Genomic DNA, 15895 nt, shown 5'->3' on the forward strand with positions numbered 1-15895 from the left:
GCCCCGTTCCTGTTAAGAATGGGTCTGCACGGTATGTCCGCAAGGTTGCACGGTCGTGACATGCCGGTGCAGCCGGCGGCATCCGGCGTTTGGGTTCGGACCGGCGTTCCGGCAAAATGGAGCCCTCTCCCAGACCCCCTTTCCGACCATGAAGATCGTCGAAGTGCGCCACCCGCTGGTGCAGCACAAGATCGGCCTGATGCGCAACGCTGCGCTCAGCACCAAGGATTTCCGCGAACTGGCCAACGAGCTGGGCACCCTGCTGGCCTATGAGGCCACCGCCGACCTGGACACCGAACCGCACACCCTGCCCGGCTGGGCCGGCCCGGTCACCGTGCAGCGCATCGCCGGCGCCAAGATCACCGTGGTGCCGATCCTGCGCGCCGGCCTGGGCATGCTCAGCGGCGTGCTGTCGCTCATTCCGGCCGCGCGCGTGAGCGTGGTCGGCCTGCAGCGCGACGAAGAAACCCTGCAGCCGGTGCCCTACTTCGAGCGCCTCACCGGCCGCCTGGAAGAGCGCGACGCGCTGATCCTGGACCCGATGCTGGCCACCGGCGGCACCCTGATCGCCACCATCGACATGCTCAAGCGTGCCGGTGCGCGCCGCATCAAGGGCATTTTCCTGGTGGCCGCACCGGAAGGCATCGAGGCAGTGAAGGCGGTACATCCGGACGTGGAGATCTACACCGCCGCGATCGATGCCCATCTGAATGAAAAGGGCTACATCCTGCCCGGCCTGGGCGATGCCGGCGACCGCATTTTCGGTACCCGCGTGGCGTGATCCACCCCCGGGGTCGGATCCCTTTCGCAGAAAGGGCTCTGACCCCGATGCGCGGATGCATCCCGCGCCAGTCGAGCAAGCTCGACTCTACGACCCCACTGCTCAACCCAGCGCGCGGGCCTTCAGTTCGCCCTGCTCATGCAGGGTCACGAAACGGCCTTTTTCGTCGCGCCCCAGCTGGGCCAGTGCCACCTGCGGGTCGTGGGTGAAGAACAGATGGACGTTGCGCGCCAGCTTGTCTTCCAGGAACTGGCGCTTTTCGTCGATCAGCAGTTCGGCATTACGGTCGTAACCCATGGTGATCGGCACGTGCACCCAGGAGCGCCCGGGAATCAGATCGGCACAGAACACCACGCCGCCGTGCGGTGCCTGGTCAGCGTGCGCATGGCCGACGATCTCGGCCAGCATCAACCCCGGCGTGTGGCCGTCGCTGTAGCTGAAGCGCACGCTGCGGCCCAGCACCTGCGAATATTCGCCCTCCACCACTTCCAACCGACCGCTGGCCTGCAGCAGCGCGGGCAGTTCGGCGATGAAGCTGGCCCGATCGCGCGGATGCGGCTGCAAGGCCCGTTGCCAGTGCTGTGCACCGACCACGAAGGTGGCGTTGGGGAACAGCAGTTCCGGGCCACGGCCTTCGGTCCACGGCGCCAGCAGGCCGCCGGCATGATCGAAATGCAGGTGGCTGAGCACCACCACGTCGATATCTTCGTGTTCGAAACCGGCTTCGCGCAGCGAATCGATCAGCACATGCCGGCTTTCCTGCACGCCGTAGCGTTCGCGCATGCGCGGGTCGAAGAAGGCGCCGATGCCAGTTTCAAACAACACCGTCTTGCCTTCCAGCGGACTGGCCAGCAGCGCACGGCAGGCCAGCTCAATGCGATTGAGCTCGTCCGGAGCCGCCCATTTTTCCCACAACGCGCGCGGCGCGTTGCCGAACATCGCCCCGCCATCCAGGCGCTGCGAGTTTCCACGAATTGACCAGAGTTTCATGCCGCGATTATCAAACGGCTGCCGTTAAATAATCGCTAGCCGGAAAATGGAAAACCCCACCGGGCGGCGGGGTTCGGGGGTTGCGCATTCGCCGCGCGTGGCCCGGCGCCAGCGGCAATTCAATGCGCCGGTACGACCTGGGCACTGCCCACCGGGTTGCGCGGATCACTGCCGCCGAACAGCTTGTTGGCCTTGCGGTCCCATTCCACGGTCTGCAGGTTGCCCCAGACGTGACTGGAACCGCGGCCACCGGCGGCGACGTCGCCCGGCAGGTCGATCTTGTGGCCCATCGCCTGCAGCTGCTTCACCGTGTCGGCGTCGAAGGCATCGCTCTCGGCCTCGATCAGGTCGGGCAGCCACTGGTGGTGGTAGCGCGGCAGCGCAGCGACCTGCTGTGCGTCCAGGCCGGCGTCATAGCCGAGGATGCCCAGCAGCACCATGGTGATGATGCGGCTGCCACCAGGCGTACCGAGCACGACTACCTTGTCGCTGTTTTCCATGAAGGTGGGCGTCATCGAGCTGAGCATGCGCTTGCCCGGCTTCGGTGCGTTGGCCGCATAGCCCATCACACCGAAGGCATTGGGGGTGCCCGGCTTCAGCGCGAAGTCGTCCATTTCATTGTTCAGCAGCACGCCGGTGCCCTTGGGAATCAGGCCCGAGCCGTACAGCAGGTTCACCGTCTGGGTGGCGCCCACGCGGTTGCCATCGCGGTCGATGATCGAGAAATGAGTGGTTTCGTCATCTTCCAGCGGGGTCGGGTTTCCCGACAGCAGGTCGCTGGGGGTGGCCTTTTCCGGGTGGATGGTGGCGCGCAGGCCCTGGGCGTAATCCTTGCTGGTCAGCACCTTCTGCGGAATCTGCACGAAATCCGGGTCGCCCAGGAAGAACGTGCGGTCGCGGTAAGCGCGGCGCATGGCTTCCACCACCAGGTGGGTGCGGTGCGCGGCGTCCATCTGCTTGATGTCCCAGCCTTCCAGGATCTGCAGCATGCTGGCCAGGGCGATGCCGCCGGACGACGGCGGCGGCGCGGTGGTGATCTTCCAGCCGTTGTAGTCGAACACAATCGGCTCGCGCAGCTTGACCTGGTAGCCGGCCAGCTCATCGGCGGTCCACTTGCCACCGGCCTGCTTCACCCCTTCCAGCAGCAGCTTGCCGGTCTGGCCCTTGTAGAAGCCATCACGACCGCCGGCCGCCAGGCGTTCCAGGGTCTGTGCCAGTTCGGGCTGCTTGAACAGATCGCCGGTGGCGATCGGCTTGCCATTGCGCAGGTAGACCTCGCGCGTGCCGGGGAAACGCTCCATCACTTCACGGCGCAAGGCATAGCCCTTGGCCATGCGCTCGTACACCGGGAAGCCGTCGCGGGCGATGCGGATGGCCGGCTGCAGCGAGGTGGCCAGCGGCAGCTTGCCGTGCTTGGACGACAGTTCCACCAGCGCGGCCGGCAGGCCCGGAATGCCCGCCGACCAGGGCCCGTTCACAGAGCGGTCGCGGTCCAGGTTGCCCTGCTTGTCCAGGAATGCCTGCGGCGTGGCCGCGGCCGGCGCGGTTTCGCGCGCGTCCAGCATCACGTCCTTGCCGGTGGCCGCGTCGTGCAGCAGGAAGAAGCCACCCCCGCCGAGACCGGAGCTGATCGGTTCAACCACCGCCAGCGTGGACGACACCGCCACGGCCGCGTCGAAGGCGTTGCCGCCCTGGGCCAGGATGTCGATGCCGGCCTGGGTGGCCAGCGCATGGCCACTGGCCACGGCCACCCCATCGGGGCGCTCGGCGCGGGCGGGGGGCTGGGCAGGGCTTTCAGCCCAGGCCTGGGGGGCCAGCAGCAGGCCAAGCAGCAACAGGGGGCGGACGATCAGCTTCATTCGGATGGGGGCTCCGCATAGAGTTCGGGATGATCGTTCTGCAACTGGCGCAGCTTGGCCAGCAGCTGGACTTCCGTTTCCACGATATCCGGGTCCGGGTCGATGCATTCGACCGGGCAGACGACCACGCACTGGGGTTCGTCGAAATGACCCACGCACTCGGTACAGCGTGCGGGATCGATCACGTAGATGGTTTCACCCATCGAAATGGCCTGGTTCGGGCAGGCCGGCTCGCATACGTCGCAGTTGACGCAGAGCTCATTGATTTTCAGCGACATGGCGATACTCCTCGCCCGCGCCTTGGGACAAGGACCGGCACGCGCGGGCGCGCGCACCGGTCAGTTCATCGGCGGCACCCCTTGCAGGATGCCGCCCGGGCCACGCCGCAGCGTGGCCGCCACGGCTCGGTCTTACTTGGCTTCGACGAAAATGTACTCGGCGCCGGTCGGCTGCACGGCAGCCTGCACGCGGGCATTGTCGGCCGACTGGCCGATGAAGACGACGCGCACGCCCTTCATCGAATCCGCCGACACGTCCTTGAACACGGCCTGGATCATGTCAGCCATCTTGCCCGAGGCCGACGAACCGAAGGCCAGCATGTTGCCCGGCTGCACGCCACGGGCCACGGCCTGGGTCGCGCTTTCGGTCTGGCGCTCGTACTTGGCCTGGAAGTCCGGGTCCGATTCCGGCGAGAGGTAGTACAGGAACGGGCTGTTGCTGATGTTGCCCATGTTCTGGATGGCCACTTCCTGCAGGTACTTCTTCCAGCCTGCATCGTCGTCCTTGGCCGGAGCGACCAGGGCCTGCTTGGCCTCTTCGACCGGAGCAGCCTCTTCCTTCTTGCAAGCGGTGAAGGCCAGGGCAAACGAGGCGATCAGCATCGCGCGCATGGTGGTGTTCATGGGTTTCCTCCCGAGATGGTGCGTGTTGGTGTACGTAATGGGGGTGCGTGGTACTACAGGAACGGCCGCTTGGCAGCGGTTACGACTGTGCCGCCTTCGCTTCGCGGACCTTGCGCAGCGCTTCGAGCACGGCGGCCGGCACGAAGCCGGACACGTCGCCACCCAGGCGCGCGATCTCGCGGACAAGCGAGGACGAAATGAAGCTGTGCTGTTCGGCCGGGGTCAGGAACAGGGTCTCGACCTCGGGAATCAGGTGGCGGTTCATGCTGGCCATCTGGAATTCGTACTCGAAATCGGACACCGCGCGCAGGCCGCGCAGCAGCACCCCGCCCTGCACCGAGCGTACGAAATGGGCCAGCAGGGTATCGAAGCCGATGACCTCGACATTGCCATGGTGGCCCAGGGCGCCCCGGGCCAGCTGCACGCGCTGCTCCAGCGGCAGCGCCGGCCCCTTGGACGGGCTCTGCGCCACGCCCACCACGACCTTTTCAAACAGCGGCGCGGCTCGGCTCACCAGATCGATGTGACCATTGGTGATGGGGTCGAACGTGCCGGGGTAGACGGCAATGCGGCGGTTGGCCACGGTCATGGGCGGTTGCAGATGTTCAGATGAGGTCAAAGTGTAGCAGCGGCGCGGCGGTACAGGGCAAAGCGGACTTCGCGGGTGGCGCCCTCGCGGTGCAGCAGCCATTCCGGCGGCAGTACTGGTACATGGCCGGCCGGCGATTCCAGGTACAGCCAGGCATCGGCAGCCAGGTGCCGCGGCAGCTGGGCCAGCACGTCCTGCCACAGGCCATCGGCGAACGGCGGGTCGATGAACACCAGGTCGGCCTGCTGGGCCGGCGCGCCCTGCAGCCAGCGCAGGGCATCGGCCTGGACCACGGTGATCTGGTCGGTGGCCTGCAGCTTGGCCACTGCGGCGGACAGGTTGCGCCCCAGCTGGACATCGCGCTCGACCAGGGTGGCGTGGGCGGCGCCGCGCGAGACGGCCTCCAGGCCCAGCGCGCCGCTGCCGGCAAACAGATCCAGCACACGGGCACCGGTTAGCCTGGGCATCAGCCAGTTGAACAGGGTTTCACGCACGCGATCGCTGCTGGGCCGCAGGCCCGGCAGGGTCGGCACCGGCAGGCGGGTATTGCGCCAGCGCCCACCAATGATGCGGACCTGACCATCATTGCCCCCACGGCCGCTCACCGGCGCCCCCGCAGGGGGTAGTTCAAGAAATTCAGCATGGCGGGAATTGTAGTTCGGCCGGGCGGCGCCCGGGTACGCGCCAACGCATACGCGCTGTCGCTCCCACGCTTCGCTGCGCGAAACGTGGGCCTCCCTTACCAACTCCCACACCCCCGCCGCTTCGCGGCCGCCCCCTGACTCAGGGGGCTCTGCCCCAGACGCGATCCCGTGGGTCGGATCCCGCTGCTCCGCAACGGGCTCCGACCCCAGTTCTATATCGGTATCTGACAGATTTCATCCACGCATGGCGTGGATCTACCGTGTCGACCAAGGTCGACACCTACCAACAGCCGCGGGGGACTGTCAGAGGTGGGGCGGTGTGGGTGGGCAGGACCGCAGGCGCCATGGATGGCGCCTACGAGCCCCCATGGACGGGTTTACGGCGTGTCCTGCCCACCCACACCGCCCCGCCATCCCACGGATAGCCCGCTGTTGCTCTTGCTTCGGCTGTTGCATTTGCCTCGGCAGGTGCAGGGCGCAGCCCTGCCCGACCAACCCCTTGATTTCGGGACAATCAGCCATACCCCTTGGGCCAGGCCGCACGCGCTGGCGCGGCATTGCACACGGAGCCCTATCGATGACCGAGACCCCCCAGACCGAAACCCTTAGCTTCCAGACCGAGGTCAAGCAGCTGCTGCAGCTGATGATCCACTCGCTGTACTCGAACAAGGAAATCTTCCTGCGCGAGCTGGTCTCCAACGCCGCCGACGCCGCCGACAAGCTGCGCTTCGAGGCCCTGACCCAGCCGGCCCTGCTGGAAGGTGACAGCGAGCTGCGCGTGCGCGTCAGCTTCGACGCCGCCGCCCACACCATCACCATCGAAGACAACGGCATCGGCATGAGCCGCGCCGAAGCCATTGCCCACCTGGGTACGATTGCAAAATCCGGCACCGGCGACTTCCTGCGCCAGCTGTCCGGCGACCAGAAGAAGGATTCGCAGCTGATCGGCCAGTTCGGCGTCGGCTTCTACAGCGCCTTCATCGTCGCCGACGAAGTGGAAGTGACCTCGCGCCGCGCCGGCCTGGCCGCAGGCGAAGGCGTGCGCTGGACCTCGCGCGGCGAAGGCGATTTCGAAGTCGCCACCGTCGACAAGGCCGAGCGCGGTACCCGCATCGTGCTGCACCTGAAGGACGGCGAGCATGACTTCGCCGACGGCTGGCGCCTGCGCAGCATCCTGAAGAAGTATTCGGACCACATCGGCCTGCCGATCCAGATGCCGAAGGAAGGCGAAGAAGGCGCCGCGCTTGAATGGGAAACCGTCAACCGCGCCAGCGCGCTGTGGACCCGCCCGCGCACCGAGATCAGCGACGCCGAGTACACCGAGTTCTACAAGCACGTGGCGCACGACCACAGCGATCCGCTGGCCTGGAGCCACAACAAGGTCGAAGGCAAGCTGGAATACACCTCGCTGCTGTACGTGCCCGGCCGCGCACCGTTCGACCTGTACCACCGCGATGCGCCCAAGGGCCTGAAGCTGTACGTGCAGCGCGTGTTCGTGATGGACCAGGCCGAGCAGTTCCTGCCGCTGTACCTGCGCTTCATCAAGGGCGTGGTCGATTCCAGCGATCTTTCGCTGAACGTGTCGCGCGAAATCCTGCAGTCCGGCCCGGTCATCGATTCGATGAAGGCGGCGCTGACCAAGCGCTCGCTGGACATGCTGGACAAGCTGGCCACCGACAAGCCCGAACAGTACGCCAGCTTCTGGAAGGAATTCGGCCAGGTGCTGAAGGAAGGCCCGGCCGAGGACTACAACAACCGCGAGAAGGTGGCCGGCCTGCTGCGCTTCGCCTCCACCCGTGGCGAGGCCGATGCACAGAGCGTGTCGCTGGCCGATTACATCGCGCGCATGGCCGAAGGCCAGGACAAGATCTACTACCTGACCGGCGAGAGCTACAGCCAGGTACGCAACAGCCCGCACCTGGAAGTGTTCCGCAAGAAGGGCGTGGAAGTGCTGCTGCTGACCGATCGTATCGACGAGTGGCTGATGGGCTACCTGACCGATTTCGACGGCAAGGGCTTCGTCGATATCGCCCGTGGCGACCTGGACCTGGGCGCGCTGGAAAGCGAGGCCGACAAGCAGGAACAGGAAGCGGCCGCCAAGGACAAGCAGGCCCTGGTGGAGCGGCTGAAGACGGTGCTGGGCGATGACGTGGCCGAAGTGCGCGTGTCGCACCGCCTGACCGATTCACCGGCGGTGCTGGCCATCGGCGAACAGGACCTGGGCCTGCAGATGCGCCAGATCCTGGAAGCCAGCGGGCAGAAGGTGCCCGACAGCAAGCCGGTGCTGGAGATCAATCCGGGCCACCCGCTGATCGCCAAGCTGGATGCCGAAGCCGATGGTGCACGCTTTGACGATCTGGGCCGGGTGCTGTTCGACCAGGCCGCGCTGGCCGCCGGTGACAGCCTGAAGGACCCGGGCGCCTATGTGGCCCGCCTGAACAAGCTGCTGCTGGAACTGTCGGCCTGACCGACGCGGTTGCCGCCGGGCACGGCCCGGCGCAACCGCGCTTTGGTAGGTGCCAACCTTGGTTGGCATGCCTGCTCTGGTAGGTGCCAACCTTGGTTGGCACACCAAATGCGTGTCAACCAAGGTTGACACCTACCAGGGCGGGTCGGGTGTGCCAACCAACGGTTGGCACCCACCGGGGCGGCGGTTGCCGCCTACCAAAGCAGGTCGGCTCAGGCGTTACGATCCAGCAAGGTGCCCAGCATCTGGTCCTGGCGGCGCACCAGCGCGGCGTTGGCAGCGAAGGCCACCACCTCGGTTTTCGCCGCCAGCAGGTCGCCCAGCGGCGCGCTGGGATCGGGCTCGGTGGTGGTCACCACGGTCTCCACCCCACCCTGCTCCATCGCGCTGCGCTGCACCTGCAGCCGTTGCGCATCCGGGGTCGCCAGATTGGCCACGTTGTGTGCGGCCACCTGCACGCCCTGCTGGGCGGCGCGCATGCCGGAAAGAGCGGTTCCCATCACGCTGTTCATGTTGGCCTCCGGGCCGCCCAACGCAGCCCTCCGTACCCGTTAGCGGCCGGGCGGCCGCAACCTTCAGTCCACATCGGCCCGACAGGCCCGAGTGGTAGCATATCCCCCTGATTTCAGCGCCTTTTGCCAATGCTCAGTTTTTTCCGCCGCAAGAAGCCCCAGGACGCCGCCGCACCGGACGCGCCCAAGACCCAGCACTACTCGGCTGAAGAGCTGGCGGCGGCGTTCCCGTCTGCCGCCCCGGCCGAAGAAGCGCCCACCGCTGCGGTGGCCGAAGCCGAAGCCGTAGCACCTGCACCGGCACCGCAACTGGCCGCAGAACCGGCCCCGGTGCCGGCGCCCGTCGCCGAAGCGCCCGCCGTGCCGGCTGCACAGCCCGCTGCGCAGCCAGTCATCGCCGCCGAGGACGTGCAGGCCGAAGCGCTGGCCGCCGCCGCTGTGCTGGCGCCGCTGGCCCCGGTCGTTCCGGCCAAGGAACCGGTCGCCCCGGCCGCCGACCTGCCGGCCCTGGTGGATGCCCCGCCGGCCCCGGCCGGCAAGCCCGGCTGGCGCGAGCGCCTGCGCAACAGCGTCATCGCCCGCAGCTTCGGCGGCCTGTTCTCGCGCAACCCCAAGCTCGACGACGATCTGCTGGACGAGCTGGAAACCGCCCTGATCACCGCCGACGTCGGCGTGGGTGCCACCACCGATCTGGTGGAAGGCCTGCGCAAGCGCATGAAGTCGCGCGAATTCGCCGATGCCAACGCCCTGCTGGCCGCCCTGCGCAGCGAACTGATCGCGATCCTGCAGCCGGTGGCGCAGCCGCTGGTGATCGACCGCAATGCCAAGCCGTTCGTGGTGCTCACCGTCGGCGTCAACGGCGTCGGCAAGACCACCACCATCGGCAAGCTGGCCAAGCGCTTCAAGGATGACGGCCACAGTCTGATGCTGGCTGCCGGCGATACCTTCCGTGCCGCCGCCGTGGCGCAGCTGCAGGCCTGGGGCGAGCGCAACGGTGTGGCCGTGGTCGCCCAGGGGCAGAACGCCGATGCCGCCTCGGTGGCCTACGACGCGCTGCAGGCCGGCAAGGCCCGTGGCACCTCGGTGCTGATTGCCGACACTGCCGGCCGCCTGCATACCCAGTCCGGCCTGATGAACGAGCTGGGCAAGATCCGCCGCGTGCTGGGCAAGATCGATGAAACCGCCCCGCACGAAGTGCTGATGGTGATCGACGGCACCACCGGCCAGAACGCGCTCTCGCAGCTGCGCCAGTTCAATGCAGCGGTGAAGGTGACCGGCCTGGTGGTGACCAAGCTGGACGGCACGGCCAAGGGCGGCGTGGTGTTCGCGCTGGCCCGCGAGTTCGGCATTCCGATCCGCTTCGCCGGCATTGGCGAGCGCCCGGAAGACCTGCGCGTGTTCGATCCGGAAGCGTTCGTCGACGCGCTGCTGCCTGAAGCACTGGGCGCCTGATATACCGTGCAGCCACGCATGGCGTGGCTCTACTGCAATTCGGTAGAGCCACCCCACGGGTGGCTGCCTTCCCCGGAACACACATGCCCCGCCAGCCGCACGCCAGCGCCGACACCGCCCAACACGATCGCTTCGTCGGTCGCCTGCTGCACTGGTTCGACGCCCACGGCCGCCACGACCTGCCCTGGCAGCATCCGCGCAGCCCGTACCGGGTCTGGCTGTCGGAAATCATGCTGCAGCAGACCCAGGTGGCCACGGTCATCCCGTACTTCCATCGCTTCCTGCAGCACTGCCCGACCCTGCCCGACCTGGCCGCCGCCAGCAACGATGCGGTGATGGCGCAGTGGGCCGGGCTGGGCTACTACGCCCGCGCGCGCAACCTGCATGCCGCGGCCAAGCGCTGCGTGGAACTGCACGACGGCGACCTGCCGCGAAATTTCGATGCGCTGCATGCCCTGCCCGGCATCGGTCGCAGCACCGCCGGCGCGATCCTCAGCCAGGCCTGGAACGACCCCTTCGCCATCCTCGACGGCAACGTCAAGCGCGTCCTCAGCCGTTACCACGGCATTGAAGGCTTTCCCGGCCTGCCGGCCATCGAGAAGCAGCTGTGGGCGCTGGCCGAAGGCCACGTCAGCCACGTGCCCGCAGGCCGCATGGCCGACTACACCCAGGCGCAGATGGATCTGGGCGCGACGGTCTGCGGCCGGGCCAAGCCTGCCTGCGTGATCTGCCCGCTGCAGGACGACTGCGTAGCCCGCCGCGAGGGTCGTACCGCCGAACTGCCCACCGCCAAACCCAGCAAGACCCTGCCCGAGCGCGAAGCTGTGGCCCTGCTGCTGCGCGATGCGCGCCAGCGCGTGCTGCTGCAGAAGCGGCCGGACACCGGCATCTGGGCCCAGCTGTGGACCCTTCCGCAGGCCGACGCCGGCAGCGAACTGCAGGACTGGTTCGACGCCCACGTCGACGGTTCGCTGGAAGATGCCGAAGAACTGCCACTGCTGCAGCACACCTTCAGCCACTACAGGCTGCACCTGCAGGTATTGTCGCGACAGGTGCGCGGCCTGCGCGTGGAAGAGCCCACGCTGCGCTGGGTGGCCGCCGAAGAACTGCCAGCGCTGGGTCTGCCGGCACCGATCCGCAAGCTGCTGGATGGCGCCAGCCCCAAGGCGCCGAAACGAAAGACCCCGAAATCCCGCAACCACGAGTAACCACCATGCCCCGAACCATCTTCTGCCAGTACGAACAACGCGATGCCGAGGGCCTGGACTTCGTGCCCTACCCCGGTGAGCTGGGCCAGCGCGTGTTCAACCACATCGGCAAACCGGCGTGGACGGCATGGCTGGCGCACCAGACCATGCTGATCAATGAAAACCGGCTGTCGCCGCGCAAGCCGGAGCATCGCGCGATGCTGGAGGCGGAACTGGTGAAGTTCCTGTTCGAGAAGGACGCCGAAAAGCCGGCCGGGTTCACTCCCGAAGCCTGAGCCGGGTTCCGCCGGGCATGGCCCGGCGCTACCGGTTATTTCGCGGGTTCTTCGCGTTCCTGCACCTGCGCCTGGCGCATTTCCTTTTCCTCCGCACGCAGTGCCTTCACATCCAGCTTGCGGATGGTCTTGATGAAGCACGGCATGCGCGGGCCACCGGTGGGATCGCGCACCAGCACCTTGTCGAACGGCGCGCTGACCCGGCCCATGTGGCTGGTCAGGCCAATGGCCGGGGCAAAGGACAGATCCGGGCAGGGCCCGATCAGTTCCAGCAGATAGGCCTCGCTGGGCTTGGTCCAGACCGCCAGCGCACTGTCACCCAGTTCGGTCCAGCCATTGAGCGTGCCGAAGAACTGCATGTCCTTCTGCGGCGCGCCAGCGTGGGCGCGATAGAGATCCAGGCGCTCGGCACTGCTCAGCCGACCGGTGGTGGCACAGGCGGCCAGGGCAAGGCACAGCCCAGCCAGCAACACGGGGGTCTTCATCGGCATCTCCTCGGGGAAGTGCGCACATCATGCGCCCCGCCGGGCAACGCCGGCGCGACGATCAGCCGCCCGATTCAGCCGCTGGTCGGCGAGCCCCGCCCGCACCCCGCCTTGGTAGGTGCCCACCTTGGTGGGCACACCCTGCCCCGGTAGGTGCCCACACCCCGCCCCGGTAGGTGCCCACCTTGGTGGGCACACCCAAACACCACTCAAACTTCGGCGTGCGCCAGCGCGTGCAGCCGCCCTTCGCGCAGCTCCAGCACCCGGTCCAGGCGCCGGGCCAGGCTGCGGTCGTGGGTCACCAGCACCAGGCTGGTATGGCGCGCACGGTTCAGTTCCAGCATCAGCTCGAACACCGTCGCCGCCGTGCGGTCGTCCAGATTGCCGGTCGGTTCGTCACCCAGCACACACGCCGGGTGGTTCACCAGCGCGCGGGCCACGGCCGCACGCTGGCGCTCGCCACCGGACAGCTCGCCCGGCTTGTGGTCCAGGCGATGACCCAGGCCAACGGCCTCCAGCAGCGTGGTGGCGCGCGAGCTTGCTTCGGCCACGGCGGTGCCGGCCAGCATCACCGGCATCATCACGTTTTCCAGCGCAGTGAATTCGGGCAGCAGGTGGTGGAACTGGTAGACGAAGCCCAGCGCCTGGTTGCGCAGCAGGCCACGGGCGGTGTCCGACAGCGCCGACATGCGCTGGCCGGTCACGTACACCTCGCCGGCACTGGGCACGTCCAGCCCGCCCAGCAGGTGCAGCAGGGTGCTCTTGCCGGCGCCGGAAGCACCGATGATCGCCACGGTCTCGCCGGCGTTCACCCGTAGGTCCAGGCCGTCGAACACCGGGGTCTGCATGCGGCCTTCGGCGTAGGTCTTGCCCAGCGCCTCGGCACGGATCACTTCATCGCCGCGGTTGACGATCTTATTCATAGCGCAGGGCCTCGGCCGGCTGGGTGCGTGCGGCCCGCCAAGCGGGGTACAGGGTGGCCAGGAAACTCATCAGCAGCGCGATCAGGGTGATCGCCACGATGTCGCCGGTCTGCATGTCGGTGGGCAGGCCGGTGATGTAGTACACGTCTTCCGGCAGCAGCTTCACGTTGAACACCGATTCGATCGCGCCCAGGATGCGTTCCAGGTTCAGGGTCAGGGTGATGCCGCCGATCAGACCGGCCAGGGTGCCGAAGATGCCGATCAGCGAGCCCTGCACCATGAACACCTGCATCACCCCGCCCGGGGTCAGGCCCAGCGTGCGCAGGATCGCGATGTCCGCCTGCTTGTCGGTCACCAGCATCACCTGCGAGGACACCAGGTTGAACGCGCCCATGGCGATGATCAGCGAGAGCAGGATGCCCATCACCACTTTTTCCATGCGCAGCGAGTGGTACAGGTTGGCGTTCTGCTGGGTCCAGTCGCTGACCCGGTACGCGCCACCCAGGTTCTGCGCCAGGTCCACGCCCACTTCCAGCGAACGGTCCATGTCGTGCAGCTTCAGGCGCACGCCGGTGGCGCCGTCACTGCGCAGCACGCGCTGCAGATCCTGCATGTTGGCAAAGCCGACGCCGCGGTCCACTTCGTTGTAGCCGGCCTCGAAGATGCCGCTGACCGTGAAGCGTTTCATGCGCGGTACCGCACCAGCGGGCGTGCCCTGCACTTCGGCGAAGGTGACCAGCACCTGGTCGCCCACGTCCACGCCCAGCCAGATCGCCAGCTCCTTGCCCAGCAGCAGGTTGAAGCTGCCCGGCTTCAGGCTGTCATAGCTGCCCTTGACCACCTTCTGGTCGATCACCGATACCTTCGGTTCCAGCGCCGGGTCGATGCCCTGCACGATGGCACCCTGCACGCGCGGGCCGCTGATCATCGACTGGATCTCGATGTACGGCGCGGCGCCGGCCACGCGCGGGTCCTTGCTGGCCACGTCCACCACCCGCATCCAGTCGGGCATCGGCTCGCCGTCACGGCTGATGGTGGTGTGGGCGGTCATCTGCAGCAGGCGGCTGCGGATTTCCTTCTGGAAACCGCTCATGACCGCCAGGGTGGTGATCAGCACCGTAACGCCGAGCGCAATGCCCAGAATCGATGCCATCGAGATGAAGGAGATGAAGCCGTTGCGGCGCTTGGCGCGCAGGTAGCGCAGGCCGATGGCCACGGGGATTGGTTTGAACATGCAGGCACGCCGGTCAATTCAGCTTATGGTGCCACCGACCGGGGCCGACGGGAAACCGCTCGTGCTGCCACGGCCAGTCGCAGTTCACGTCGCTGCGCGCGATCCAGCACATCCGGCCAGAACAGCAGGTGCCGGCGCCGGCCCTGCTGCCGCCAGCGCAGCAGCAGCCACGGCCCTCGTTCCACCAGCCCGGGGCTGTCGATATCCTGCCCGGCCACCTGCAGCGGTGCTGGCAGCGAAGGCAGCAACAGCACGCGCCGCGGCCGGCACAGGCGCCAGAGCAGTTCAGCCAGGCCCGCCGCCCACACCGCCGCCAGCACTGGCCAGTACAGCGCCGGCGACAGTGCCGATGCCTGCAGCAGCCAGGGGGCGGCGATCAGCACTGCCAGCTGCGCTGCGCCCTGAAGGCGCGAGGGGCGCCACTCAAGCCTTGAGGGCGAGGATCTTCTGCATGAGCGGAATGGCATGGGCATGCGGGCAGGCCTCGTAGCCCATGAACCAGCGCCACAACTTATCGTCCTCGCACTCGAGCAGGAACAGGAAAACCTCGCGCTCTTCGGTCGGCGCAGTGCCCCATTCGCGGTCCAGGTAGCGCTCGAACAGCTGGTCCAGTTCGCGCATGCCGCGGCGGCAGCGCCAGCGCAGCTTCTTCAGCAGGACGTCTTCTTCCATCGTGTTTCTCCAGATACAGCAAAGCCACGCATGGCGTGGCTCTACTGGGGGGCACAACCACGCATGGCGTGGCTCTACCGGGTACCGCCAGCCTGTATCAGGCGCGGCGTTCCATCATCAGCTTCTTGATCTCGGCAATCGCCAGCGCCGGGTTCAGGCCCTTCGGGCAGGTGCGGGCGCAGTTCATGATGGTGTGGCAGCGGTAAAGCTTGAACGGATCTTCCAGGTCGTCCAGGCGCGCACCGGTGTCTTCATCGCGCGAGTCGATGATCCAGCGGTAGGCCTGCAGCAGGATCGCCGGGCCCAGGTAACGCTCACCGTTCCACCAGTAGCTGGGGCAGCTGGTCGAGCAGCAGGCGCACAGGATGCACTCGTACAGGCCGTCCAGCTTCTTGCGGTCTTCCGGCGACTGCAGGCGCTCACGGTCCGGCGGTGCCGGGGTCTGGGTACGGATCCACGGCTTGATCGAGGCGTACTGCGCGTAGAAGTGGGTCAGATCCGGAACCAGATCCTTCACCACGTTCATGTGCGGCAGCGGGTAGATCGGCACTTCCTTCTTGCCGCAGTCCGCGATGGCGCGGGTGCAGGCCAGCGTATTGGTGCCGTCGATGTTCATCGCGCACGAACCGCAGATACCTTCGCGGCACGAGCGGCGGAAGGTCAGGGTCGGGTCGATCTCGTTCTTGATCTTGATCAGCGCGTCCAGGACCATCGGGCCGCAGGCGTCCAGATCGATCTCATAGGTGTCGGTGCGCGGATTGCTGTCGTCGTCCGGACTCCAGCGGTAGATCTTGAAGGTGCGCACGTTCTTGCCGCCGGTCTTGGCGGGGAAGTGCTGGCCCTTCGTGATCTTGGAATTCTTGGGGAGTGAAAACTCGGCCATGGCTGCTCTCGTTGGCTCA

Annotated in this window: 18 protein-coding genes; 5 read left to right on the forward strand and 13 right to left on the reverse strand. The window is 67.0% G+C overall.

The annotated features are described in order from the left end of the window. Window positions 1-148: 148 nt before the first annotated feature. Window positions 149-781, forward strand: coding sequence for a uracil phosphoribosyltransferase (gene upp / locus G4G00_RS04295; RefSeq protein ID WP_108749301.1), 633 nt, complete (start codon window positions 149-151; stop codon window positions 779-781). 102 nt (window positions 782-883) lie between these two features. Here the strand turns inward: upp and G4G00_RS04300 are convergent, their stop codons facing one another. The 6 genes from G4G00_RS04300 to rsmD all read right to left on the reverse strand — a co-directional run bounded on the left by G4G00_RS04300 (window position 884) and on the right by rsmD (window position 5726). Continuing rightward, complete coding sequence (locus G4G00_RS04300; RefSeq protein WP_108752801.1) at window positions 884-1771, reverse strand: MBL fold metallo-hydrolase; 888 nt, start codon at window positions 1769-1771, stop codon at window positions 884-886. A 119-nt stretch (window positions 1772-1890) separates the two neighbouring features. Further along, window positions 1891-3630: a gamma-glutamyltransferase gene (ggt, locus tag G4G00_RS04305; RefSeq protein WP_164271483.1), complete on the reverse strand. Its 1740-nt coding sequence runs from the start codon at window positions 3628-3630 to the stop codon at window positions 1891-1893. Next, window positions 3627-3908, reverse strand: coding sequence for a YfhL family 4Fe-4S dicluster ferredoxin (locus G4G00_RS04310; RefSeq protein WP_108749298.1), 282 nt, complete (start codon window positions 3906-3908; stop codon window positions 3627-3629). The genes ggt and G4G00_RS04310 overlap by 4 nt, the downstream gene beginning before the upstream one ends. A 132-nt stretch (window positions 3909-4040) precedes the next feature. Beyond that, complete coding sequence (locus G4G00_RS04315) at window positions 4041-4532, reverse strand: hypothetical protein (protein WP_108752799.1); 492 nt, start codon at window positions 4530-4532, stop codon at window positions 4041-4043. Between the two features lie 79 nt (window positions 4533-4611). Next, a complete protein-coding gene (gene coaD, locus G4G00_RS04320) occupies window positions 4612-5121 on the reverse strand; it encodes a pantetheine-phosphate adenylyltransferase (RefSeq protein WP_005409091.1) in 510 nt (169 codons plus the stop codon). A 26-nt stretch (window positions 5122-5147) separates the two neighbouring features. Next, complete coding sequence (rsmD, locus tag G4G00_RS04325) at window positions 5148-5726, reverse strand: 16S rRNA (guanine(966)-N(2))-methyltransferase RsmD (protein WP_164271486.1); 579 nt, start codon at window positions 5724-5726, stop codon at window positions 5148-5150. A 616-nt stretch (window positions 5727-6342) separates the two neighbouring features. Between rsmD and htpG the strand changes: the two genes are divergently transcribed. Beyond that, on the forward strand, window positions 6343-8232 hold the full coding sequence (gene htpG / locus G4G00_RS04330; RefSeq protein ID WP_164271489.1) for a molecular chaperone HtpG: 1890 nt from the start codon (window positions 6343-6345) through the stop codon (window positions 8230-8232). A 212-nt stretch (window positions 8233-8444) separates the two neighbouring features. Here htpG and G4G00_RS04335 read toward each other — a convergent pair whose 3' ends face one another. After that, window positions 8445-8744 carry a flagellar basal body protein gene (locus G4G00_RS04335; protein ID WP_108754774.1) on the reverse strand — a complete coding sequence of 100 codons (300 nt, stop codon included), beginning with the start codon at window positions 8742-8744 and terminating at the stop codon, window positions 8445-8447. Window positions 8745-8873: 129 nt separating this feature from the next. Between G4G00_RS04335 and ftsY the strand changes: the two genes are divergently transcribed. The 3 genes from ftsY (at window position 8874) to G4G00_RS04350 (ending at window position 11679) form a co-directional block, all read left to right on the forward strand. Next, on the forward strand, window positions 8874-10196 hold the full coding sequence (ftsY, locus tag G4G00_RS04340) for a signal recognition particle-docking protein FtsY (RefSeq protein WP_164271492.1): 1323 nt from the start codon (window positions 8874-8876) through the stop codon (window positions 10194-10196). Window positions 10197-10279: 83 nt separating this feature from the next. After that, window positions 10280-11404 (forward strand): A/G-specific adenine glycosylase, encoded by a 1125-nt coding sequence (gene mutY, locus G4G00_RS04345; RefSeq protein ID WP_164271495.1) that lies wholly within the window; start codon window positions 10280-10282, stop codon window positions 11402-11404. A 5-nt stretch (window positions 11405-11409) separates the two neighbouring features. Beyond that, window positions 11410-11679 (forward strand): oxidative damage protection protein, encoded by a 270-nt coding sequence (locus G4G00_RS04350; protein ID WP_108752794.1) that lies wholly within the window; start codon window positions 11410-11412, stop codon window positions 11677-11679. Between the two features lie 35 nt (window positions 11680-11714). Here the strand turns inward: G4G00_RS04350 and G4G00_RS04355 are convergent, their stop codons facing one another. From G4G00_RS04355 to G4G00_RS04380, 6 genes are all read right to left on the reverse strand, one after another. Beyond that, the gene (locus G4G00_RS04355; protein WP_164271499.1) at window positions 11715-12164 is read right to left on the reverse strand and encodes a DUF6491 family protein; all 450 of its coding nucleotides are present in this window, start codon (window positions 12162-12164) and stop codon (window positions 11715-11717) included. A 209-nt stretch (window positions 12165-12373) separates the two neighbouring features. After that, a complete protein-coding gene (gene lolD, locus G4G00_RS04360; RefSeq protein WP_108761758.1) occupies window positions 12374-13087 on the reverse strand; it encodes a lipoprotein-releasing ABC transporter ATP-binding protein LolD in 714 nt (237 codons plus the stop codon). Further along, window positions 13080-14321: a lipoprotein-releasing ABC transporter permease subunit gene (locus tag G4G00_RS04365; protein WP_108752791.1), complete on the reverse strand. Its 1242-nt coding sequence runs from the start codon at window positions 14319-14321 to the stop codon at window positions 13080-13082. Before G4G00_RS04365 ends, lolD begins: the two co-directional genes overlap by 8 nt. Window positions 14322-14344: 23 nt before the next feature. After that, window positions 14345-14794: a hypothetical protein gene (locus G4G00_RS04370; RefSeq protein ID WP_108752790.1), complete on the reverse strand. Its 450-nt coding sequence runs from the start codon at window positions 14792-14794 to the stop codon at window positions 14345-14347. Continuing rightward, complete coding sequence (locus G4G00_RS04375; RefSeq protein WP_108752789.1) at window positions 14745-14993, reverse strand: succinate dehydrogenase assembly factor 2; 249 nt, start codon at window positions 14991-14993, stop codon at window positions 14745-14747. Before G4G00_RS04375 ends, G4G00_RS04370 begins: the two co-directional genes overlap by 50 nt. Window positions 14994-15090: 97 nt before the next feature. After that, entirely contained in the window at window positions 15091-15876 is a 786-nt protein-coding gene (locus G4G00_RS04380; RefSeq protein WP_108752788.1) for a succinate dehydrogenase iron-sulfur subunit, read from the reverse strand. Between the last annotated feature and the right edge of the window lie 19 nt (window positions 15877-15895).

The sequence above is a fragment of the Stenotrophomonas sp. B1-1 genome (genome assembly GCF_010894375.1).
In the GTDB taxonomy this organism is placed as follows: Bacteria; Pseudomonadota; Gammaproteobacteria; order Xanthomonadales; family Xanthomonadaceae; genus Stenotrophomonas.